This window comes from Corynebacterium sp. LK2590, assembly GCF_040946105.1.
Taxonomy (GTDB): Bacteria; Actinomycetota; Actinomycetes; order Mycobacteriales; family Mycobacteriaceae; genus Corynebacterium.
Map to the genome: position 1 here is coordinate 32,994 of NZ_JAYWMH010000003.1, position 22,656 is coordinate 55,649.

Genomic DNA, 22,656 nt, shown 5'->3' on the forward strand with positions numbered 1-22,656 from the left:
GTTCCCTATGTCTTCTCCCCAGTCCTCGCGGCGGGTGGCCCGCCGCCGCGGCGCGCTCGTACTCGCGGCCGTGACCTCTACCGTCGCCGCCGGTCTCGCCGTCCCCACTGCCTCGGCCGCCCCGTCCGGGGACAACGTCGTCATCTCCGAGGTCTACGGCGGCGGTGGCAACTCCGGCGCGGAGTACACCCACGACTTCATCGAGCTCTACAACCCGACGGATGGTGACATCAGCCTGGATGGTTGGAACGTCGAGTACTTCTCCGCCAAGGGCGGCTCCGGCGGCACTACCCAGCTGAACGGGACGATCCCGGCCGGGGCGCATTACCTCATCCAGCAGGCTCAGGGCAACGGCGGCAACACCGCCCTGCCGGCTGCCGATGCCACCGGCAGCCTGGCCATGTCCGCCACCAAGGGTTCGGTCCAGCTCAGCGACGGCGCGGGCGAGGTGGTCGACTTGGTCGGCTTCGGCGAGGCCAGCCTGTCCGAGGGCTCCCCGGCCCAGGCGCCGAACAACCGGAACTCGGTCCAGCGCGACGAGAACGGCACCGACACCGATGACAACTCCGCCGATTTTACGGCCGGCGCGCCCAGCCCGGCCGGCACCGGCGGAGGCGTGGCCCCGGAACCGGGCACCGATCCGGAGCCGCAGGATCCGCCCGCCGCGGGCGAGGCCGTGGCCATCGCCGATATCCAGGGCACGGGCCCAGCCTCCCCGCTGGTCGACCAGACCGTGACCACCGAGGGAGTCGTCACCGCCGTGTGGGAAGAAGGCGGCCTGAACGGCTACACCATCCAGACCGGCGGCGAATCCGCGGCCGGCGAGGCCAGCCACGGCCTTTTCATCTACGCCGGCAATGACGGCGCGTACCCGGAAATCGGCCAGTCCGTGCAGGTGACCGGCAAGGTCTCCGAGTACTACGGCAACACCCAGGTCTCGGCGCGCAACTTCACTGAGCTGGAGGAGCCGCTCGAGCACGTCGAGCCCATCGAGATCGACGAGCTGCCCGCCGGCGACGAGGCCCGGGAGGCCTACGAGTCCATGCTGGTACTGCCCGGCACCCACACCGTCACCAACAACTACGCGCTCAATACCTACGGCGAGGTCGGCCTGGCCGCGGGCCAAGAAGCCCTGCGCCAGCCCTCCGATGTCCATGCTCCCTCGACGGATCCGAACTCCCCGCTCAAGCAGCTGGAAAAGGACAACGCCGAGCGCCTGGTCACCCTGGACGACGGCCGGACCCGCGACTACCTGAAGACCGATAAGGACACCCCGCTGCCGTATATCTCCCAGGACGGCGGCCAGACCATCAAGAGCCTGCGCACCACCGACCAGGTTAAATTCCAGCAGCCGGTCGTCGTGCACTACTCCCACGAGCAGTGGCGTTTCCAGCCCACTTCCCCGGTCACCGGGGAGACCGCCGGTGCGGATCTGCCGATTAGCTGGGAGGACTCCCGCGCCGCGGAGCTGGACGCCCTCGACGTCGAAGGCGACTACACCATCGGCGCCTTCAACGTCCTGAACTACTTCACCTCGCTGGGTGAGGAGTTCGGCGGCAGCTCCTACGACGACAAGGACGGCAACCCAGTCACCGTCAACCGCGGTACCACCCGCGGCGCCTATACCCAGGCCGCCTTCGAAGACCAGCAGGCCAAGATCGTCGCGGCCATCAACGGCTTGGACGCCGACGTCATCGCGCTGTCCGAAATCGAGGACACCTTCGGCGTGACCGGGGACCTCTCCCGCCGCGACGAGGCACTCAACCACCTAGTCGAGGAGCTCAACGCCGCGGGCGGAAACTGGAAGGCCGTCGCCTCCCCGTCTCAGGGCGTGCCGGAGGACGTCGACGTCATCCGCACCGCGTTTATCTACGACCCGGACCGCGTGCGCCCGGTGGGCGAATCCCGTATCTTCAGCGACGCCCGCTTCACGGGCACCGCCCGTGAGCCGCTGGCCCAGGAGTTCGCCCCGGCAGATGCCGGCGAGGACGCCGAGACCTTCGTGGCCGTGGCCAACCATTTCAAGTCCAAGGGTTCCGTGGTCAAGGATGACGCGGACCGCGGCGACGGCCAGGGCAACAACCCCAACGTGCGCAACGCGCAGGCCCAGGCGGTCCTTGACCACCTGGCCAAGCAGCCGGACTGGCAGGACAAGGCCACCTTCGTCATGGGGGATCTGAATACCTACACCCGCGAGGAGGCCCTGGACATCTTCCGCAACCACGGCTACACCGTGCCGGCGGAGACCTTTGATGCCGACGCCTCCTACCAGTTCAGCGGCCTGCTTGGCTCCCTGGACCACGTCCTGGCCAACGAAGTGGCTAGCGAGAACGTCACCGACGCGCAGGTCTGGAACATCAACGCGGACGAGTCCGTCGCCTTCGAGTACTCGCGCCGCAACTACAACGCGGTCGACTTCTACGACGACTCCCCGTTCCGCTCCTCCGACCACGACCCGGTCAAGGTCGGCTTCTCCCTCGGCGGGGATGACGCCGCCGGCGATGACGAGAACGGAAACGACGGGGACGACAACAACGAGGATGACGACCAGGGCCAGCCGGCGGGTTCGGGGGATGCCGGCTCGAGCGGTTCCTCGGTGGGCGGCGCTGTCGTGGCAGTGATTGCTGGCCTGGCCGCGGTCCTGGGCATCGGCACCGCCCTGGCCGGTGGCCTGCGCGGCGTGCTGCCGATGTTGCCGGCGGATGTCCGCCGCGTCATCGAGCGCCTGCTGCCCTAGTTCGGCAGGTAGATGCTGTAGTCGGCCGGCTCCGCGCCGGCCGCTGCGGCCTTGTGCACGGCCTTGACGAAGTCCTTGACCACCTTCCGGTCGTCGAGGTTACGGCCGGAGACCGAGAGTCGGACGGTGTTGCCGCGCTGGGCGGAGCGTTCCGCTGCGCGGATGATGTTGCGGCGCCACCACTTGGCCGCGCCGAAGCCCTCGCCGTAGGAGAGGTTGCGCGACTGGTAGAACTTGCCGGATTCCAGCTCGTGGATGCCGCGGGTGGATACGGCCACGTCGAAGCCGAAGGCCGGCAGCACCTTGAGGGTTCCCTCCGACATGCGCCAGCGCGGCGGGGCGAAGATGGTGGGGGTGAAACCGATCTTGCCCATCTGCCGGGTCGCACCGGCCAGTCGCAGCTTCGCCTCGTGCTCATCGAGGTTGGCGAATTCCGCGCGGCGGCCCTGGACGGCTTGGTCGAAGCCGTTGAGAATCAGTACCCGGCCGGCGTCTGCTTGCTCTTTGACCCAGCCCTTCGTCTTGGAGTCCTTCGCCAAGTGCCAATTGCCGTCAATATGCGGGGCGATCAGAAGAGACACAGGAATCCCCTCGGCATCCAGGATGCGGAGGAGATTCGAGGCCTGTTTCCGGGTGTCGTCGAAAATACTGGAAATCGAAACCAGGAGGTGGCCATGCATAAGAAGTATTATCGCACAGCCTTCTAGGTTCCGCGCGTCGAGAACTCTACTCGGTACACCCCGTGGCCTGGTTGATGATCCAGGCGTATTCGAAGGCGTTCTGGCGCCACTTGTCGTAGCGGCCGGACACGCCGCCGTGGCCGGCGACCATCTCCGTCTTCAGCAGGAACTGGCCGCCGCTGGCAACGGTGCGCAGCTTGGCGATCCACTTGGCGGGCTCCACGTAGAGCACGCGGGTGTCGTTCAGCGAGGTCGTGGCCAGGATATTCGGGTAATCCTGCGCCGTGACGTTCTCGTACGGGGCGTAGCTGGCCATGTAGTCGTAGAAGGTCGGGTCGTGGTACGGGTCGCCCCACTCGTCCCACTCCACCACCGTGAGCGGGAGCTCCGGCATGAGCATGGAGGTCAGCGGATCGACGAAAGGCACGGCGGCCTGGATGGCGGTGAAACGGTCCGGGGCCATATTCGCCACGGCCCCCATCATCATGCCGCCCGCGGAGCCGCCTTCCGCCGCCAGCCGGTCCGGGCTGGTCAGGCCGCGGGCGATGAGGTCGTCTGCCACGTCGATGAAGTCGGTGAAGGTGTTCTTCTTCTCCATGAGCTTGCCGTGGTCGTACCAGCCGCGGCCCATCTCCCCGCCGCCGCGGACGTGGGCGACGGCGAAGATCATGCCGCGGTCCAGCAGCGACAGGCGGGTGATGGAGAACCCAGGGTCGACGCTGGTCTCGTAGGAACCGTAGCCGTAGAGCAGCATCGGCTGCGGCGCGGAGGTGTCCAGGTCCGCGCGGTGCACCACGGAGACGGGGATCTCCGTGCCGTCCTGGGCGGTGGCCCACAGGCGGTAGGCGGTGTAGTCGCCGGGCTCGTAGCCGCCCTGGACCTCCTGCTGCTTCAGCAGGGTGCGCTCGTCGGTGGCCACGTCGTATTGCAGGACCTGGGCAGGCTGCGTAAACGAACCGTAGACCATGCGGATGATCGGGGTGTCCCACTCCGGGTTGCCGGTGGTACCGGCGGTGTAGATCTCCTCGTCGAAGTCGACCTGGGTGAACTCGCCGAGCCCCTCGCCCTCGGGCAGCGGCATGATGGCGATGCGCCCAATGCCGCCGCTGCGGTAGACCAGCACCAGCTGGTGCTGGTAGGTATCCACACCCTCGATGCGCACGTCCTCGCGGTGCGGGACCAGCACCTGGGTATCCCGCAGGGCCGGCAGGCCGGTGTCCTTCGTCAGCGCCGGGCAGACGGCGACCTCGAAGTTGGCGCCGGCAGCGTTGTGGGTGACGATCCAGCGGTCCTCGCCGTCGATGACGGCGTGGTCCACCTCGTATTCGATCCCGGATTCGCGCTCCCAGAGCAGCTGGAATTCGCCTTCCGGCTGGTCCTGCTCCAGCACCCAGAACTCCGAGGTGATCTTCGAACTGGAGACCAAGAACAGGTACTTGTCGCTGCGGGTGCCGCCCACTCCTACGCTGAAGTGGGCGTCTTCCTCGTAGAAGATGCGCACGTCGTCGTCCTGCGGCGTGCCTACCTTGTGGCGCCACACGCTATCGGCGCGCCAGGCCTCGTCGACGGTCTGGTAAAAGATGTAGTCCTCGCCGACCCAGGTCGCGCCGTAGAACAGACCCGTCAGGTGATCGTCTAACAACTCGCCCGTAGCCAGGTCCTTGATGCGCAGCTCGAAGCGCTCGTCACCGCTGACGTCGACGGAATACGCCAGGTAACGCCCCGAGGTCGTGATGGAAGAGGCCCCTAAGGAGAAAAACTCGTTGCCCTCGGCCAGCTCGTTCAGGTCCAGCAGCACCTCTTCGCCTGCCGGGCGGCCCTCCTCCGGGATGACGGGCGGGAACCACGGGTCCGCGCCCTCCTCGACCGGCAGGCGGCAGGACAGGCCGTAGCTCTTGCCCTCCTGGGAGCGGCCGTAGTACCAGTAGTCGCCCTGGCGCACGGGAACGGACATGTCCGTTTCCTTGATGCGCGACTTAATCTCCTGGTAGATATTCTCGGTCAGCGTCTCCAGGTGCGCGGTCTGCGCCTTGGTGTAGTCGTTTTCCGCGTTGAGGTAGTCCAGCGTGTCCTGCGACTTCTTATCCCGCAGCCACTCGTAATCATCGACGAAAGTGCGGCCGTGGAATTGGCGCGAAATCGGACGAACGGGGGCTACCGGAGCATGCATGGATTCATCAGTCATAGGCCCCCATCCTACGTCACCGCGTCCCCCAGCCGGCGGGTCACTCCCGCCCGCTGCGTGGGCTTTAGCCTACCCAATCGATGAATTGCTTGCCCGACAGGCGCTCGTAGGCCTCGATGTAGCGCAGGCGGGTGGCGGAGACGATCTCGTCCGGCAGGGCCGGCGGGGTGGTCTCGGAGGCCTTGTCCCAACCGGATTCCGGCGAGGTCAGCCAGTTGCGGACGTACTGCTTGTCGAAGCTGGGCTGGACCTCACCCTCGACGTAGGAGTCGGCCGGCCAGTAGCGGGAAGAGTCCGGGGTCAGCACCTCGTCGGCCAAGACGAGGGTGCCGTCGCTGTCGAGGCCGAACTCGAACTTGGTGTCGGCCAGGATAATGCCGCGTTCTTCGGCGATCTGGGCGGCCTGGGCGTAGATGGTCAGCGTGGCGTTGCACAGCTGGGCGGCGCGGTCGGCGCCGAGGTCTTTCACGACGCGCTCGTAGGTGACGTTCTCGTCGTGATCGCCCTGCTCCGCCTTAGTAGACGGGGTGAAGATGGGCTCCGGCAGGCGGGAGGCCTCCACCAGGCCGGAGGGCAGCTCGATGCCGCAGACCGTGCCGTTGGCCTGGTATTCCTTCAGCCCGGAGCCGGTCAGGTAGCCGCGGGCCACGCACTCGAAGGGCAGCATCTGCAGTTTCTTGACCACGAATGCCCGGCCCAGGACCTCTTCCGGGATCCGCACGTCGTCGACCGGGCCGGCCAGGTGGTTGGGGAAATTGATGGCGTCGAAGAAGAACTGCGAGGTCGCAGTCAGCACCCGCCCCTTGTCCGGGATGGCGGGCTCCAGGGCGAAGTCGAAGGCGGAAATCCGGTCGCTGGCCACCATGAGCAGCGTGTGCTCATCGATGGCGTAGATGTCGCGGACTTTGCCGGATACGAGGTGCTGATAATCGCTAAGACGTGGTCGCATGCCCCACATCTTAGCGCGCCGGTGGGCTAAATAATCTCGCCCGGGCGGTACTGGGCGGCCTGGGGGTGCTGGTCCGCCTTTTCGGCGATCCGGGACAGAACCTGGCCTACCTGCGCTTCCGCAGCACCGATGAAGGCGTGCTTGTCGGCGAGAGCCGCATCCAGGGCAGCCCTGTCAAGGGGGAGGCGCTCATCGGCGGCCAGGCGCTCCACCAGGTCTTGATCCGCGCCGTTTTCGCGCATGTTCAGCGCCACGGCGACGGCGTTTTCCTTGATGACCTCGTGGGCGGTCTCGCGTCCGACCCCGGCGCGCACGGCCGCCATGAGGATGCGAGTGGTGGCCAAGAACGGCAGGTAGCGCTCGAGTTCGCGGTCGATCATGGCCGGGAAAGCACCGAACTCCTCCAGCACGGTCAGGAAGGTCTCGAACTGTCCGTCAAGCGCGAAGAAGGCGTCCGGCAGTGCGACGCGGCGGATGACCGAGCAGAAAACGTCGCCCTCGTTCCACTGCTGCCCGGCCAGGTCGCCGACCATGGTCAGGTAGCCGCGGAGGATGACCTGGAAGCCGCAGACGCGCTCGCAGGAGCGGGCGTTCATCTTGTGCGGCATGGCAGAGGAACCGACCTGGCCTTCCTTGAAGCCCTCGGTGACGGTCTCATTGCCGGCCATCAGACGGATGGTGGTGGCCAGCGAAGACGGCGCCGCGCCCAGCTCGACGAGGGCGGAGACGGCATCGAAGTCCAGCGAGCGCGGGTAAACCTGCCCGACGGAGTCGAAGATCCGGCTAAAGCCGAGGTAGTCCGCTACGGAGGTCTCCAGGGAGGCTAGCTTGTCATGGGACCCACCCATAAGGTCCAGCATGTCCTGGGCCGTGCCCATCGGGCCCTTGATGCCGCGCAGCGGGTAGCGGTTCAGCAGCGCCTCGACGCGCTCGATGGCCAACAGCATCTCGTCGGCGGCGGAGGCAAACCGCTTGCCCAGGGTGGTGGCCTGGGCGGCGACGTTGTGGGAGCGGCCTGCCATGACCAGGTGCTGGTACTTGTCGGCGTGCTCGCCCATGCGGGCCACCACGGCGATGGCCTTGTCGCGGATGATCTGCAGGGAGCGGTAGATCTGCAGCTGCTCGACGTTTTCGGTCAGGTCGCGGCTGGTCATCCCCTTGTGGATGTGCTCGTAGCCGGCCAGCGCGTTGAATTCCTCGATACGCGCCTTCACGTCGTGGCGGGTAACGCGCTCGCGCTGGGCGATGGAGTCCAAGTCGACGTTTTCGACCGCTGCCTCGTAGGCGCTGATCGCCTCGTCGGGGATATCCACCCCCAGGTCCTTCTGGGCGCGCATGACCGCGATCCACAGCTGCCGCTCGAGCACGATCTTGTGCTCGGGGCTCCAGATTTCGGTCAGCTCCGCCGAAGCGTAGCGGGAGGACAGGACGTTGTTAATCTTCTTCTTTTCAGCCACAAGCCCTCATTATTCCACGTGGTCTAGGCGCGGGGGCAATAATGCGACAGCGGCCCCGCCCGGTAGCCGGGACCTGGGGCCGCTGGAGGTCTGCTGCGGTTGCTAGCGGGTCTGGCCGGGCACCTCGATGCGCCCTTCCTGGGCGGCCAGCGCGATGTCGCGGCGGTAGAAGCCGCCGTCCATGGTGATGCCTTCGAGTACCGCGTAGGCGGCCTCGCGGGCGGCGGCCAAGGTCGAGCCCTTGCCCAGGGCGTTGAGCACTCGCCCGCCGTTGGAGACCACCTTGCCCTCGGCCACGGTGGTGCCCGCGTGCAGGATGCGCTCCGGATCCTCCAGGGCGTCGCCGGTAATTTCGTCGCCCTTGCGCGGGGAGGCCGGGTAGCCCTCGGCGGCCAGCACCACGGTCACGGCGAAGGCGGGCTCCCACTCCAGCGGGCTGAGCTCCGCCAGCTTGCCGGTGGCCACCGCGTTGAGGGCCTCCGCCAGCGGGGAGGTCAAAAGGCTCAGCACGGCTTGGGTTTCCGGGTCGCCGAAGCGGCAGTTGAACTCGATGACTGCCGGGCCCTCCGGGCCCCACGCCAGGCCGGCGTAGAGAAGACCCGAATAGGGGGTGCCGCGGGCGACCAGCTCGCGGGCAACGGGCGCGCAGACCTCGTCGACGATGGTGTTGACGCCGTCCTGCGGCAACCACGGCAGCGGCGTGTAGGCGCCCATGCCGCCGGTGTTGGGGCCCTCGTCGTTGTCGTAGGCGCGTTTGTGATCCTGGGCGGGCAGCAGCGGCACGACGGTTTCGCCGTCGACCAGGCAGAACAGGGAGACCTCCGGACCGGGCAGGAAGGACTCGATGAGCACGGAGTTACCGCCGTTGTGCACCGCCTTGATGTGCTCCTCGGCCTGCTCGCGGTCCTCGGTGACCACCACGCCCTTGCCGCCGGCCAGGCCGTCGTCCTTGACCACGTAGACCGGGCCGAATTCGTCGAGGACCCGGGAGATCTCGTCCTCCGCGGCGTCCGGGCCGATGGTCTCCGCGTGGGCGGTGCGCACGCCGGCCGCGTCCATCACGTCCTTGGCGAACGCCTTGGAGCCCTCAATTTGGGCGGCCTCCTGGCTGGGGCCGAAGACCGCGATGCCGGCGTCCCGCAGGGCATCGGCAACGCCGGCCACCAGGGGTACCTCCGGGCCGATGACCACCAGGTCCGCGGCGATGTCCTGGGCCAGGCCCGTCATCTGGGCCGGGTCGTCTACCTGGGTGTAATCCGCATGCACGGTGGCGATCCGGTCCATGCACGGGCTGCCCGGCGCCACGTGCAATTCAGTGGTCGCCGGATCAGCGGCTAGTCCTTTCAAGAGGGCATGTTCGCGGCCGCCCGAGCCAATCACGAGAATACGCATGCCGTCTATCTTAACTTGCCGGTAGCCTGGGGCCATGGCTTCTGTATTTACCAAGATCATCAACGGAGAACTCCCCGGCCGTTTTGTCTACCGGGACGAGCAGTGCGTGGCGTTTTTGTCCATCGAGCCGCTGCGCTACGGGCACACCCTGGTCGTGCCGGTGCAAGAGGTCGACAAGTGGACTGACCTCGATCCGGAGACCTGGGGGCACCTGAACCAGGTCGCCCTGCGCATCGGCCAGGCCATCAAGAACGCCTTCGGCACCCCGCGCGCCGGCTACATCATCGCCGGCTTCGACGTCCCCCACACCCACATCCACCTCTTCCCCACCGAGAAGATGTCGGAATACGATTTCTCCAAGACCTACGCCGCCGAGGACACGGACCCAGCCGCCATGGACGAGGCGGCCGCCCGCATCCGCCAGCACCTGGGCACCGACTTGGAGGGCCGCCCGGCCTAATCCGCCGAAGCCGCTGGGTCGTCGGCCTCCGGATAGGCCGGCAGGCGCACGGTAAACACCGAGCCCTCCCCCGGGGTCGAATCCACCGTGATGCTGCCGCCGTGCTGTTCCACCAGGGATTTCACGATGGCCAGCCCCAGGCCCGAGCCGCCCGTATCACGCGTGCGCGAACTATCCTCGCGGTAGAAGCGCTCGAAGATATGGGCGGCTACTTCTTTGTCCATGCCCTTGCCGTCGTCGATGACGTCGAGCAACACGTCGCGCTCGTCCCGGCGCAGCTGCAGCGTCACCGCGGCGTCCTCGCCGCCGTGGCGGATGCCGTTGGAAATCAGGTTGAGCAAGACCTGGTGCAGGCGGTCTGGGTCGCCGTCGACCACGGGCACAGAATTCGACTTGTTGACCACCTGGATGTTTCGGCCGGGGAAGGCCGCCCGGGCCGAAGACCCGACCGATAGGGCCAGCTCCAGCATGTCCACCGGCTTCTTATCCAGCCGGTTGCCCTCGGCACGGGTGAGCGAGAGCAGGTCCTCGACCAAAAGCGACATGCGGGTCGACTCGGAATCGATCTTGGACAGGACCAAGTCCACGTCCTGGGTGGCCCCGGAGCGGTAGAGCTCCGTGTAGCCGCGCAGGCTGGTCAGCGGGGTGCGCAGCTCGTGGGAGGCGTCGCCGACGAACCGGCGCATCTGCCCCTCCTTCGTCTGGGCCTCCTCCACGGAGCGCTGCAGGTGCCCCAGCATGACGTTGAGCGCGGCCGCCAGCTGGCCGACCTCGGTGTGCAGCGGCCACTCGGGCACGCGCTTGTTCAGGTCCCCGGCGGCGATTTCCGAGGCGGTCTTTTCCACCACCCGCAGCGGGCGCAGCGCCCACCGGATGGACCAATACCCGGCCAGCGCGATGAGCGCGATGACCAGGGACAGGATCAGCACCTGGACCACCGCCAGGCCCTGCAGGATGCTGGCCTCGCTGCCCAGGGACTTGGCCACGACCGTGACCACCCCGTCGGATTCGAAGGCCTGCGCGCGCCACTTGACCTCGTTGACTGCGGAATCGGTCGTGGACTCCACCGTCTCCGGGGAGCCGCCGATGTAGAGGCCGTCGACCCGCGGCATGGAGTCGAAGACGTTGAAGTATTCGATGGAACCGTTGGGGTAGATCTTGATGACGCAGAAATCCGTCGGCGGGCGCTGCGAGCGGTCGCCCAGGTTGAACAGCTCGGGGCTTTGCGCCCAGCCCTTGGCCGCGGAGGCGATGTCCTCGTCCACGCGGTTGTACAACACGTCCCGCATGATCGATGAAACGGCCACGGAGCTACCGACCAGGCCCAGGCCGGAGACCACGACCAGCAGGACCACCAGCCAGGTGCGCAGGGGCATCGCGGTGGTCTTGAAGCGGCCCTTGAACACCCGCTTTACCTTGGCCCACGCGGAGGTAGGGGCTGCGGCCTTACGGGCGCTAGTTTCGGTGTCGGTCATGCTGGGGGACGGGGCAATCTCTCTTGAAGGTCAGGTACGGGTCTTAGCTGCGCGGGGTGCGCAGCACGTAGCCCACGCCGCGGACGGTGTGGATGAGCGGGGTGTCGCCGGTATCAATCTTGCGGCGCAGGTAGGAGATGTAGGACTCGACCACGTTGCCGTCGCCGCCGAAGTCGTAGTGCCAGACGTTGTCCAGGATCTTGGCCTTGGACAGGACGACCTCCTTGTTCTGCATGAGGTAGCGCAGGAGGTTGAACTCGGTGGGCGAGAGATCGATGATCTTGCCCGCCTTGGTGACCTCGTGGGTGTCGTCGTTGAGCGTCAGGTCGGCATAGGACATGGTCGCGTTGTTGGACTCATCCTCCACGCTGGCCCCGCGGCGCAGGATGACGCGCAGGCGGGTGATGACCTCTTCCAGGCTAAACGGCTTGGTCACGTAGTCGTCCGCGCCAATGGTCAGGCCGTGGATGCGCTGCTCGACGCTGTCCTTGGCAGTTAGGTAGAGCGCCGGGCCGTCCAGGCCCTCGGAGCGCAGCTTGCCCAGCAGCTCGAAGCCGTCCATGCCCGGCATCATGACGTCCAGGATGTAGGCGTCCGGGTTGATTTCGCGGGCAATCCGCAGCGCCTCGGTGCCGGAATTGGCCGTGCGCACGTCGAAGCCCTGGAATTTCAGGGACACGGTCAACAGCTCGACAATATTGGGCTCGTCATCAACGACGAGGATTTTAACGTTTTCGGTGCTCTTGTCGTCCATTGTTGTGACCATCGCTTTCTACTATTGGGACCTCTCAGCCCGGCGGTGCCGCGGACCTACTCGAGGCGAAATCCGCGCCCGTTGCGGGGCTGTTAGGAGAGAAGGTAGTTCTCTCAGCTACTACACAGCAGTCTGCCACTTCAATTATCAAAGGTACTGACCGGTTACTGCAAGGACCCTGTGAGTTAGAAAAAGCGGGCCCAGCCGTGCTGGGCCCGCAGTTTTCACCGAAAACGCGTGGTACTAGACCACCGAGGCCGGGATGTTGCGCAGGTTGGACTTAGCCATGCCCAGCATCTTGCCCACGCCGCCGCCGAAGACGGTGCGGGTGGCGGCCTTGGAGAAGCCCAGCAGCTGCTCGAAAGTCAGCGTCGGCGGCAGGGACAGCGCGTTCGGGTCCGTGATCATGTCGATGAGGACCGGGCCGTCGAAGGCCATGGCCTCCTTGATCTGCTTGCGGGCCTTCTTCGGGTCCTCAATGCGGATGCACTTGATGCCGGCGGCCTCCGCGATTTTGGCGTAGTTGACGTGATCGTGGTCGGTCTGGAACTCCGGCAGGCCCTGGACGAGCATCTCCAGCTTGACCATGCCCAGCGAGGAGTTGTTGAACACGAACATCTTGACCGGCAGGTTGTGCAGCTTCACGGTCAGCAGCTCGCCCATCAGCATGGACAGGCCGCCGTCGCCGGAGAAGGTGATGACCTGCTTGTCCGGGTTGGCAGCCTGGGCGCCGATGGCCTGCGGCAGGGCGTTGGCCATGGTGCCGTGGCGGAAGGAGCCGATCTGCTGGCGCTTGCCGTTGGCGGTGATGTAGCGCGCGCCCCAGACGTTGCACATGCCGGTGTCCACGGTGAAGATGGCGTCGTCGTCGGCCTCGTCGTCGATAATGTCCGCCAGGTACTCCGGGTGCAGCGGGGTCTGCTTGTCCACGTCCTTGGTGTAGGCCTCGACGACGTGGTTGAGCTTGCGGTAGTGCTCCTTGAGCATCTTGTCCAGGAAGGAGCGGTCGGTCTTTTCCTCGACGCTCGGCAGGATGTTGGCCAGCGTGGCGGCGACGTCGCCGACCACCGGGTAGGAGATCTTGGTGCGGCGGCCGATGTGGGAGCCGTTGATGTCGACCTGGGCCACGTTGTGCTTGGGCAGGAAGTCGTTGTACGGGAAGTCGGTGCCCAGCAGGATGAGCAGGTCGGCGTCGTTGGTGGCGTCGTGCGCAGCACCGTAGCCCAGCAGGCCGTTCATGCCGACGTCGAAGGGGTTGTCGTACTGGATGTACATCTTGCCGCCCAGGGCGTGGCCGATCGGCGCCTTGACCTTCTGGGCCAGCTCGAGGACCTCCTTGCGGGCGTCCTTGACGCCGGCGCCGACGAACAGGGCGACGCTCTTGGCCTCGTTGATGGCCTGGGTCAGGGCGGCGGCCTCGCGCGGGTCCGGGTAGACGACCGGGCGGCCGGTGGAAATCACCGAGTCGGTAAAGGTGTCATCGTCAGCTTCCTGGGTGGTGACGTCGCCCGGGACGACCAGGACGGACACGCCGTTGCCGGCCATGGTGGACTGGATGGCGTGGTGGAGGACAACCCCGCCCTGCTCGGCGGAGTTAACCATCTCGCAGTAGCCCGAGCACTCCTGGAAGATGGCCTCGGGGTGGGTCTCCTGGAAGAAGGTGGAGCCGATCTGGCGGGACGGGATGTGGCTGGCGATGGCCAGCACCTTGGCGCCATTGCGGTTGGCGTCGTACAGACCCTGGATGAGGTGGGTGTTGCCGGGGCCGCAGGAGGCCGCACACACGGCCAGCTCGCCGGTGGTCAGGGAGTCGGCCTCAGCGGCGAACGCTGCAGCTTCCTCGTTGCGGACGTGCACCCACTCGATATCCGACTGGCGCACGGCGTCGACGATGGGGTTCAGCGAGTCGCCCACCAGACCGTAGATGCGGCGGATGCCCTGCTTTTCTAGCGTCGCGACCAACTGTTCAGCGTATGAACGAGCCATGATTCAACTCCTTTTAACTATTAATTAATCTCCCTCGCCATTGTGCTCCCTCACCGCCCCAATTTCCATACTCAGGACATATAAGGCTCGGCTTCTCACAGGAGAAGCGCCTCTATGACTTCCGCCACTCCACCCCCCTCCGGTTACAAACAGTACCGAACGGTCGTTACAGTAATCGCCATGCAAACGACGACACTGCGCCCCGAGGAGACCATGTCTAAGGGCGCCCGCTGGTCCTTCTTCGCCGTTATCTCCTCCGGCCTTTTGATGGTGGGACTCGACAACTCGATCCTCTACACCGCGCTGCCCGCGCTCAACGAGCAGCTCCACACGGACTCCACCCAGCAGCTGTGGATCATCAACGCCTACGCGCTGGTCCTGGCCGGCCTGCTATTGGGCACCGGCACGCTGGGCGACAAGATCGGCCACCGCCGCATGTTCGTTTACGGGCTGTGGATATTCGGCGCCGCCTCCCTGGCGGCCGCCTTCGCTCCCTCCGCCTGGGCGCTGGTTGCCGCCCGCGCGGTCCTGGGCCTCGGCGCCGCCATCATGATGCCGGCCACCCTGGCGCTTATCCGCCTGACCTTCCACGACGAGGTGGAGCGCAACACCGCCATCGGCATCTGGGCCTCCGTCGCCGTCGTCGGCGCCGCGGCCGGCCCGACCGTGGGCGGGTTCCTACTCGAGCACTTCTGGTGGGGCTCGGTCTTCCTCATCAACGTCCCCATCGTGGTGATCGCGCTGGTGGCCACCCGCCTGCTGGCGCCGCCGAACATCGCCAACCCGGACAAGCACTGGGACCTCCTCTCCTCAGTGCTGGCGCTAGTGACCCTGTCCAGCCTGGTCATGGCCATCAAGTCCGCCGCCAGCACCGATCCGAGCTGGGGCACGGTCGCCGGCGCACTCATTGTCTGCGCCATCGGCGGCTTCTTCTTCGCCCGCCGCCAGCGCCAGCTGAACCGCTGCTGACCTTCGACGTCTTCCGCTCGCCCATCTTTACCGGCGGCGTCCTAGCCGCCGGCGGGGCCATGTTCGCCATGGCCGGCGTGGAGATGACCACCACGCAGAAGCTCCAGCTCGTCGACGGCTTTAGCCCGCTGCAGGCCGGGCTCATCATCTCCGCGATGGCGATTGCCGCCGTGCCGACCTCGACGCTGGGTGGGGCGACCCTGCACCGCGTGGGTTTCCTGCCGCTTATCTCCGGTGGCTTCGTCCTCATGGCCGCCGGCGTCGGGGCCGCCTTCTGGGCCGGTCGCCACGACATCCTCTGGTTCTTCGTCGTCGCTATGGTCTTCACCGGCATGGGCGCGGGCTTGGCGATGTCCGTGGCCTCGACCGCCATCATCGGCGCCGCCCCGCCGCACCGCTCCGGCATGGCCGCCAGCGTGGAGGAAGTCTCCTACGAGTTCGGCACCTTGCTCTCCATCGCGATCACCGGTTCCCTGGTCCCGCTGTTCATGGCCCAGGGCCTGCCCGAAAACATCGCTTCCCTCGGCATGGAGGCCCTCTACCAAGACTCCACCCACGCGGCTGCCGCCGTGGCCTACAATGACGGGTACATGTACACGCTTTGCATCCTGGCCGCAGTCACCGTGGGCTTTGCCGCAACCACCGCCTACTGCTTCCGCCACAACCCCAAGTCTGGTGGTTTCGTTGGCTCGCACTAGCAAGAAGGATCAGATCCTCGCCAGCGCCATTGAGATCATCGGCGAGGACGGCATCCACGCCGTGACCTACGACCGCCTGGCGGAAACCACCGGGCTGTCCAAGTCCGGGCTCATCTACCACTTCCCCTCCCGGCACGCCCTGCTGCGCGACATCCACACCTATGGCGCCGCGCGCTGGGAATCCGAGCTGGAGGACTACTCCGGCGGACGAAAGGCTGACGAGCTCACCCCGCCCCAGCGTTTGCGCGCCCTGCTGAGCTCCCTTGCGAAAAACGATCCCCTGGCCGAGCTGCTGATGAATATCCACGCCCAGACCGATCCGGAATACTCCGCCCCCTGGGAATCCGTCAGCCTGCGCTGGGGCCCCGACCCAGCCGCCGCGATCGCTAGCGATGCCGACCTGACCGAACTCATCGCCCTCATCATGGGCGAGGGCCTCTGGATCCACGACCACATCACCGAGACCAAGCTCAGCGCCGACAACCGCGCCAAGCTCATCGAGTTCATGCTTAGCCAGCTACCTGAGGAAAACTAATTTCGGGAATCCCGGCCAATTTTCGGACATTTTCTGGACACGTGGGCGATCGGTATCAAGCCTCTACTTCCGGAAAACGTCTTTGAGATGGCGTTTTGGAGCTGGAGACGAGACTTGAACTCGCAACCTACGCATTACAAGTGCGTTGCGCTACCAATTGCGCCACTCCAGCCTTCGCCACGGTTGGGTTGCACTCCGTGACGACGTGTAAATGCTACCTTACGGGCTTTCGGGGGACGAAAAGAGTGGCGGCGATGGGGCTTTAGGGGTACCTAAAAGGCGCGGGTGAAGGCGGGTTATGCGTGAGCACTTTTCAGGCACTAGGCTTCCGGGTAGGTTCCTTATTCCACCCGTTTTTCACCCAGCTCGCTAAAGGATAGCGCGTGTCAGTTTTTTCCAAGTTGCGCGGGATTTTTCCGGGCAACAGCAGCAATATCGCCACTATCGATGCGGCGAAGGCCGCGCCGCCGCCCTCCCCGCTGGCGCCCATTGATCTGACCGACCCGGCCCAGGTCACCGGCGTCATGGAGATCGCCGCCCGGATCGGCGACCTCCTTATCTGCTCGGGCACGTCGAACTCCGACACCCGCGCGCAGGTCTACCTCGCGGCGGCCTCCTACGGCCTGCACTACTGCCACGTGGGGATCGTGCTCAACACGATCACCATCCACACCAATATCGGTACCGGCTCGGACCGCCGGCCGGTGACCGTGTTCCGGGTAGCCAGCGGGCTGGACGTGAACTTCTCCCGGCTGGCGGCGGTGGACCGTCTCATCCGGTCCATCCACTCGGGTGCCACCCCGCCGGCGATGGCGGAGAAGATGCTCGACGACATCGAGGCCATGAAGCCGCCGCGCAGCGTGCGCTCCTCCCTGGTGGGCTGGGGCGTGATGGGCGGGACTTTCTCCGTCATGCTGGGCGGCGACATCTTCGTCGGCGTCGTCTCCTTCTTCGTCGCCCTGCTCATCATGTCCATCAACGCGTGGCTGGGCAGGTTCCGATTACCGCCCTTCTACCAGAACATGGTCGGCGGTTTTATCGCCGTAGTGCCCGCGGCGTTTTTCTACCGGGTGGCCTCAAATATCGGCCTGACCTTCTCACCCAGCCAGGTCATCGGTATGGGTATCGTCGTCTTGGTGGCCGGCCTGACGCTGGTGCAGTGTCTGGTCGACGGCATCACCAAGGCCCCGGTGACCTCTTCTGCCCGCTTCTTTGAAGCCTTGCTGTCTACCGGCGCCATCATCGCCGGAGTCGGCGTGGGCATCCAGTTCGTGGACTATATCGGGTTTACCCTGCCGCCGCTGGCGACCATCGCCCCGCCGGTCTACCACGAGATTCCGCTGCTCATCCTGTGCGGCGGCGTGGGCTCGGCCGGTTTCGCCTGGGCCTGCTACGCCTCCTGGTCGGAGACGGTTATCTCCGGGCTGACCGCCGCGGCCGGTATGTTCTTCTACTACTTCGTCATCATTCCCTTCGGCGTCTCCACGGTCATCGCCAGTGGCATCTCCGCCGTGGCAGTAGGCCTGGCCGGCGGCCTGATGGCCCGCCGCTTCCTGATCCCGCCGCTGGTGACCATGATCTGTGGCTACACCCCCATGCTGCCGGGCCTAACGCTCTACCGCGGCATGTACGCCGCACTGAACGAGCAGATGATCACCGGCATGACCAACCTGGTCACCGCCCTGGCCATCGCCGGCGCGCTGGCCGCCGGCGTGGTCTTCGGCGAGCGCGGTGCGCGGCGCCTGCGCCGCCCGAAGTACTTCCGCCCCTACTCCGCCTTCAAGCGGCTGGGACGCTACTCCTTCCACCAGGCCACGCGCCTGGCCAACAGTCGCCCGCGCATCCCGCGCGTGCCGCTGTCCCCGTTCGCGCCGCGCCAGGAGCGCCCGGTTCCCCCACCGGTGCATGGCCCGAAGCCGCCGACCGCCGCGCAGCAGGCCCGCCAGCGCCAGGACGACACGGCCACCCAGCAGTGGCAGGCCCAGGTCGATGCCGGCGAGATCGACGACCACTGGCCGCAGCGCTCGGAGTGGCCGGCCCAGCCGGAGCCGCTGCGCGAGGAAACCATCTACACCACCCCCGGTACCGAGGAGTTCTACGCCGCCCACGCGGATCCCGACCAGCGCTGAGCCAGGCCGGTAGCGTACAATATACGGTCTGAAGCTACTAGCTTATTTAGCGCCGTCGCACCGTAGGAGGAATACGTGCCACCCAAGGTCACTGACACCCAGCCCAACGTTGAGCAGATGAACGCCGTGGAGGAAAAGACCGCCGCAGCCGCCCGCCGCGTGGTCGCCACCTATGCCGAGGATTTCCTGGACGGCGTGACCTTGATGTCCATGCTGGGGGTCGAACCGGACGGCCTGGTTCACAAGAAGGTGCTGGCCGAGTACGGCGAGCCCGAGCCGAAGAAGTCGACCAAGAAGTCCACCAAGAAGGCCGGGAAGAAGTCGACCAAGAAGTCCACCAAGAAGGCCAGCAAGAAATCGACTAAGAAGTCGACCAAGAAATCTACGAAGAAGGCCTCCAAAAAGTCCACCAAGAAGTCGACGAAGAAGTCTTAAGGACCCGCCATGGCCGGTACCAACAAGTTCGTGGTCGTGGCCAACCGTCTGCCGGTTGACCTTGTCACCCACCCGGACGGCTCCCAGGAATGGAAGGCCTCCCCGGGTGGGTTGGTCGCTGCCCTGTCCCCGGTCCTGCGGGAGCAGGAGGGCTGCTGGGTGGGCTGGCCCGGCGTGGCCGACGCCGCCCCGGAACCGTTTACGACGGACGACGGCATCCACCTGCACCCAGTGCGGCTGTCCCAGCGGGACTACGCGGAATTCTACGAGGGCTTTTCCAACGCGACCCTGTGGCCGCTTTACCACGATCTCATCGTGACCCCCTCCTACCACCGCGAATGGTGGGCCACCTACCGCGACGTCAACCTGCGTTTTGCCAACGAGGTGGCCAGCGTGGCCGCCCAGGGCGCGACCGTGTGGGTGCAGGACTACCAGCTGCAGCTGCTACCCGGCATCCTGGAGCAGCTGCGCCCGGATCTGACCATCGGTTTCTTCCTGCACATCCCCTTCCCGCCCGCGGATCTCTTCCGCCAGTTGCCCTGGCGCGAGGAGCTCATCCGCGGCCTACTCGGCGCCGACGTCGTGGGCTTCCACTTGGAGTCCAACGTGCACAACTTCCTGGGCCTGGCCCAGGCCCAGGGCTTGAGCGTGAGCGGAAAGGTGGCCACCCGGCGCGCCAGCGCGCAGATCGAAGCGCCCGACGGCAAGTTCACCCGGGTCGGCGCCTTCCCGATCTCCATCGACATGGGGGACTTCCCGCCGGCGACCGACGCGGACCGCGCCGAGGTCGAGCGCCTGCGCGCCGAATTGGGCAACCCGGAAACCGTCATCCTGGGAGTGGACCGCCTGGACTACACCAAGGGCATCCTCCAGCGCCTGAGCGCTTTCGAGGAGCTGCTGGAAACCGGCGCACTGGACCCGGAGAAGGTCGTGCTGGTCCAGATCGCCACGCCCTCGCGCGAGCGCATCGAGCACTACCAGCAGACCCGCTCCGCGGTGGAGGAAGCCGTCGGGCGCATCAACGGGCGCTTCGGGGGCATCGGCAAGCCGGTGGTGCACTACAGCCACCGCTCGGTGCCGAAGCCGGTGCTGCGGCAGTACTACCGCCTGGCAGATGTCATGCTCGTCACGCCGTTCAAGGACGGCATGAACCTGGTGGCGAAGGAATACGTCGCCTGCCACGGGGACGGCTCCGGCGCCTTGGTGCTGTCCGAGTTTGCCGGAGCGGCCGACGAGCTGGAGCAGGCCCACCTGTGTAACCCCTTCGACATTGAATCCGTGAAGTCCGCCCTCCGCCAGGCGGTGGTCGGGCTGCGCGAGACCCCAGAGACCATGGAGGCCAATATGAAAGCCCTGCACGCCCAGGTGCGCGACCACGACGTCCAAGTCTGGGCGCAAGCTTTCCTGCGGGCCCTCGGGGAGGCCAAGCCCGAATGAAGCGTCTGACCCAGGCCGGCGCCTGCCTGGCCGCCGCCGCGCTGGTGCTGGCCGGCTGCGGAGACTCCGAGCCGCCGGCGCCGACCGCCCCCGGCGACGAGCGCATAGTCGGCAAGGACTGGCAGGTAACGGGCATCTACACGGATCCGGAGGCCCTATCGACCATCTCCGAGGCGGTGACCAATGTGCCGTCCATCAGCTTCGGCGAGTCGACCGCGGTGGGCACCACCGGCTGCGCCCGGTTCGTGGCCAAGGTCTCTTACGCCGAGGGCGAGGACGCCGCCAACGTGCGCGACGCCGATTACCTGCGCTTCGACGAGGTCCGCTACGACGAGCGCAGCGAGGACTGCACGGGCGAGGCCGCCTGGGCGCACAACAGCCTGTCCCGGCTCATCGCCACGGACCGCGAATTCGACATCTCCATCAACCCGAACAACCAGCTGGTGCTCACCCTGCGCGACGGCAAGATCGACAGCCCGGCCGTGGAGTTCGTCTCGCTCTAACGGGCCGGGCGCGCGGTAGATTGGAGGGCATGGATTATTCTTCCGCTCTCGACCGCCTCGCCACCGCCGAACGGTTGCTGGTGGTCAGCGACTTCGACGGCACGCTAGCCGGCTTCGCCACCGATATCTACGCGGTTAAAGCCCACCCGGATTCCCTGGCCGCCTTGGAGCGCCTGTCTGCGCTGCCGCGCACCACCGTGGCCGCGCTGTCCGGCCGCCACCTGGCCGGGCTCAAGCAGGTCTTCCCGCTGGGCGCCCCGGTGCTGCTCGGCGGCTCCCACGGCGCGGAAACCGAGGGGCTGGACAACCCGGCGCTGGAGGCCGCGGCGGCCCAGATCGCGGCCATCGACGAGCGGCTGGAGGACCTTTCCGCCCAGCACCCGGGCACCTATATCGAGTACAAGCCCGTCCACCGCGTCTTCCACGCCTTAGCGCTCTCCCAGCGCGACCCGGACGCCGCCGCGCGCGCCCTGGACGCGGCCCTGGAGGTGGAGGCACCGGGCCTGCACGTGACCGAGGGCAAGAACGTGGTGGAGTTTTCCGCCTCCACCGCTACGAAGGGCTCCTGGATCGCCGACACCCGCCGCCAGCTGGGTGCTACCGCAGTGGTCTTTTTGGGCGACGACGTCACGGACGAGACCGGTTTTCAGGCCCTCGACCCGGCCACGGACGTGGGCGTGAAGGTCGGCGCGGGGGACACGGCCGCGCAGCTGCGGGTGGCCGATGTCGACGCGGTGGCGGCCTTCCTAACCGATCTGGCCGACCGTCGTGCCGGGGCGGTAGGTCGTCCCTAGGATCTTGCGCGGGCTGGCCACCGGCTCCCCCGCGATGAGCCGGGCCAGCAGGTGCCCGGCCGCCGCGCCCTTGGCCTTGTTCGGCTGCTGGACCGTGGCCACCCCGCGCAGGCGGGCGACCTCGATGCCGTCGAAGCCGGTCACGGAGAGATCCCCGGGCACGCTCCAACCGCGCTCGGCGGCGTAGTCCAAAACCCCCAGCGCCATGGAGTCCGTCGTGCACAGCACGGCGGTCAGCTCCGGGTTGGCCTCCAGCAGCTCCGCCGCGGCCTCCCGGGCGGTGGCCGGCGTGTTGAGGTGGCGGGTCACCACCGGCACGCCCGCGGGCTCCACGCCGACGGTGGCGAAGACCTCGAGCGCGCCCTGCACGCGGGAGCGCTGCACGTGCATCTCGGCCGCGTCCAAATCCGCCGGGGTCACGGGCCCGTCGAGGCGCGCGCGGCGCAGGCGGATGGACAGGATGCCGATGCGGCGGTGTCCGGCATCGATAAGCGCCTGGGCCGCCGGGGCGATGGCGGCGTGATCGTCGATGCCCACGAACGGCAGGCCGGTGTCCACCGGCTGGTCGCAGACCACCACGGGCAGCCCGCGGGCCCGGGCGGCGGCCAGATAAGGATCGTCCGCGGCCACCGAGTAGATGACAAACCCGTCAACGCTGGCGCGGCCGAGCAGCTCGGCGGCGCTGGCCTCCCGCCCGGTGGTGTCCGGCCCGGCGGGGATAAGCGTCAGGGAGAAGTCCGTCCCGGTGGTTGCCTCGGAGAGCCCGGCCAGGAAGTCCACGGAGGCCATGTCCTCGAAGGCGTAGGACAGGTGCTCGGTCAGCACCACTCCCCAGGACCCGGCGTGGCGGGTGCGCAGGCTGCGCGCGGTGGGATCGGGGCCGGGGTAGCCGCGGGCGGCCGCGGTGGCCAGGATGCGCTGCCGGGTGGCCGGGGCCAGCTGGTCCGGCCGGTTGTAGGCATTCGAGACCGTGGTACGGGAAACGCCCAGCTCAGCGGCTAGAGATGCCAGCGTCTTGCGCTGCGGGCTGCGTTTGACCATGCCTACTACCTTACCGGCTGCCGGTACCCCGGTATTTTCA

At 66.7% G+C, this 22,656-nt stretch carries 17 protein-coding genes, 1 tRNA gene and 1 pseudogene; 9 read left to right on the forward strand and 10 right to left on the reverse strand.

All coding sequences use genetic code 11. The annotated features are described in order from the left end of the window. The first annotated feature begins 7 nt into the window (after positions 1 to 7). Positions 8 to 2,737 (forward strand): ExeM/NucH family extracellular endonuclease, encoded by a 2,730-nt coding sequence (locus VVR85_RS04895; protein ID WP_368519835.1) that lies wholly within the window; start codon positions 8 to 10, stop codon positions 2,735 to 2,737. On the opposite strand, the gene VVR85_RS04900 is transcribed toward VVR85_RS04895, so the two are convergent. The 5 genes from VVR85_RS04900 to purD all read right to left on the reverse strand — a co-directional run bounded on the left by VVR85_RS04900 (position 2,734) and on the right by purD (position 9,400). Next, positions 2,734 to 3,417 (reverse strand): DUF2334 domain-containing protein, encoded by a 684-nt coding sequence (locus tag VVR85_RS04900; RefSeq protein ID WP_368519836.1) that lies wholly within the window; start codon positions 3,415 to 3,417, stop codon positions 2,734 to 2,736. The two genes, VVR85_RS04895 and VVR85_RS04900, sit on opposite strands and share 4 nt — an antisense overlap. A gap of 46 nt (positions 3,418 to 3,463) precedes the next feature. Further along, a complete protein-coding gene (locus tag VVR85_RS04905; RefSeq protein ID WP_368519837.1) occupies positions 3,464 to 5,602 on the reverse strand; it encodes a S9 family peptidase in 2,139 nt (712 codons plus the stop codon). Positions 5,603 to 5,666: 64 nt separating this feature from the next. Continuing rightward, the gene (locus tag VVR85_RS04910; protein ID WP_368519838.1) at positions 5,667 to 6,551 is read right to left on the reverse strand and encodes a phosphoribosylaminoimidazolesuccinocarboxamide synthase; all 885 of its coding nucleotides are present in this window, start codon (positions 6,549 to 6,551) and stop codon (positions 5,667 to 5,669) included. Between the two features lie 26 nt (positions 6,552 to 6,577). Further along, entirely contained in the window at positions 6,578 to 8,008 is a 1,431-nt protein-coding gene (purB, locus tag VVR85_RS04915; RefSeq protein ID WP_368519839.1) for an adenylosuccinate lyase, read from the reverse strand. A 102-nt stretch (positions 8,009 to 8,110) separates the two neighbouring features. Then, positions 8,111 to 9,400, reverse strand: coding sequence for a phosphoribosylamine--glycine ligase (gene purD, locus VVR85_RS04920; protein WP_368519840.1), 1,290 nt, complete (start codon positions 9,398 to 9,400; stop codon positions 8,111 to 8,113). A gap of 34 nt (positions 9,401 to 9,434) precedes the next feature. On the opposite strand from purD, the gene VVR85_RS04925 reads away from it, so the two are divergent. Continuing rightward, positions 9,435 to 9,860 carry an HIT family protein gene (locus VVR85_RS04925; RefSeq protein WP_368519841.1) on the forward strand — a complete coding sequence of 142 codons (426 nt, stop codon included), beginning with the start codon at positions 9,435 to 9,437 and terminating at the stop codon, positions 9,858 to 9,860. Here the strand turns inward: VVR85_RS04925 and VVR85_RS04930 are convergent. The 3 genes from VVR85_RS04930 to VVR85_RS04940 form a co-directional block, all read right to left on the reverse strand. After that, a complete protein-coding gene (locus tag VVR85_RS04930; protein ID WP_368519842.1) occupies positions 9,857 to 11,335 on the reverse strand; it encodes a sensor histidine kinase in 1,479 nt (492 codons plus the stop codon). The genes VVR85_RS04925 and VVR85_RS04930 overlap by 4 nt on opposite strands. A gap of 43 nt (positions 11,336 to 11,378) precedes the next feature. Further along, positions 11,379 to 12,101 carry a response regulator transcription factor gene (locus VVR85_RS04935; RefSeq protein WP_409338181.1) on the reverse strand — a complete coding sequence of 241 codons (723 nt, stop codon included), beginning with the start codon at positions 12,099 to 12,101 and terminating at the stop codon, positions 11,379 to 11,381. Positions 12,102 to 12,332: 231 nt separating this feature from the next. After that, complete coding sequence (locus VVR85_RS04940; RefSeq protein ID WP_368519843.1) at positions 12,333 to 14,075, reverse strand: pyruvate dehydrogenase; 1,743 nt, start codon at positions 14,073 to 14,075, stop codon at positions 12,333 to 12,335. A 180-nt stretch (positions 14,076 to 14,255) separates the two neighbouring features. Between VVR85_RS04940 and VVR85_RS04945 the strand changes: the two are divergent. Both VVR85_RS04945 and VVR85_RS04950 read left to right on the forward strand, forming a co-directional pair. Continuing rightward, positions 14,256 to 15,742: pseudogene (locus tag VVR85_RS04945) on the forward strand (MFS transporter). Continuing rightward, entirely contained in the window at positions 15,729 to 16,277 is a 549-nt protein-coding gene (locus tag VVR85_RS04950) for a TetR/AcrR family transcriptional regulator (RefSeq protein WP_368519844.1), read from the forward strand. The pseudogene VVR85_RS04945 and the gene VVR85_RS04950 overlap by 14 nt, the downstream one beginning before the upstream one ends. 96 nt (positions 16,278 to 16,373) lie before the next feature. On the opposite strand, the gene VVR85_RS04955 is transcribed toward VVR85_RS04950, so the two are convergent. Then, positions 16,374 to 16,449, reverse strand: a tRNA-Thr gene (locus VVR85_RS04955). A gap of 211 nt (positions 16,450 to 16,660) precedes the next feature. Between VVR85_RS04955 and thrE the strand changes: the two genes are divergently transcribed. The 5 genes from thrE (at position 16,661) to otsB (ending at position 21,575) form a co-directional block, all read left to right on the forward strand. Then, positions 16,661 to 18,406, forward strand: a complete 1,746-nt coding sequence (gene thrE, locus VVR85_RS04960) for a threonine/serine exporter ThrE (RefSeq protein WP_368519845.1) — start codon at positions 16,661 to 16,663, stop codon at positions 18,404 to 18,406. Positions 18,407 to 18,481: 75 nt separating this feature from the next. Next, on the forward strand, positions 18,482 to 18,841 hold the full coding sequence (locus tag VVR85_RS04965; protein WP_368519846.1) for a hypothetical protein: 360 nt from the start codon (positions 18,482 to 18,484) through the stop codon (positions 18,839 to 18,841). Positions 18,842 to 18,850: 9 nt separating this feature from the next. Continuing rightward, positions 18,851 to 20,278 carry a trehalose-6-phosphate synthase gene (locus VVR85_RS04970; protein WP_368519847.1) on the forward strand — a complete coding sequence of 476 codons (1,428 nt, stop codon included), beginning with the start codon at positions 18,851 to 18,853 and terminating at the stop codon, positions 20,276 to 20,278. After that, entirely contained in the window at positions 20,275 to 20,781 is a 507-nt protein-coding gene (locus tag VVR85_RS04975; protein WP_368519848.1) for a hypothetical protein, read from the forward strand. The genes VVR85_RS04970 and VVR85_RS04975 overlap by 4 nt, the downstream gene beginning before the upstream one ends. 29 nt (positions 20,782 to 20,810) lie before the next feature. Then, positions 20,811 to 21,575, forward strand: coding sequence for a trehalose-phosphatase (otsB, locus tag VVR85_RS04980; RefSeq protein WP_368519849.1), 765 nt, complete (start codon positions 20,811 to 20,813; stop codon positions 21,573 to 21,575). Here the strand turns inward: otsB and VVR85_RS04985 are convergent. Further along, positions 21,528 to 22,616: a LacI family DNA-binding transcriptional regulator gene (locus VVR85_RS04985; protein WP_368519850.1), complete on the reverse strand. Its 1,089-nt coding sequence runs from the start codon at positions 22,614 to 22,616 to the stop codon at positions 21,528 to 21,530. The genes otsB and VVR85_RS04985 overlap by 48 nt on opposite strands. Between the last annotated feature and the right edge of the window lie 40 nt (positions 22,617 to 22,656).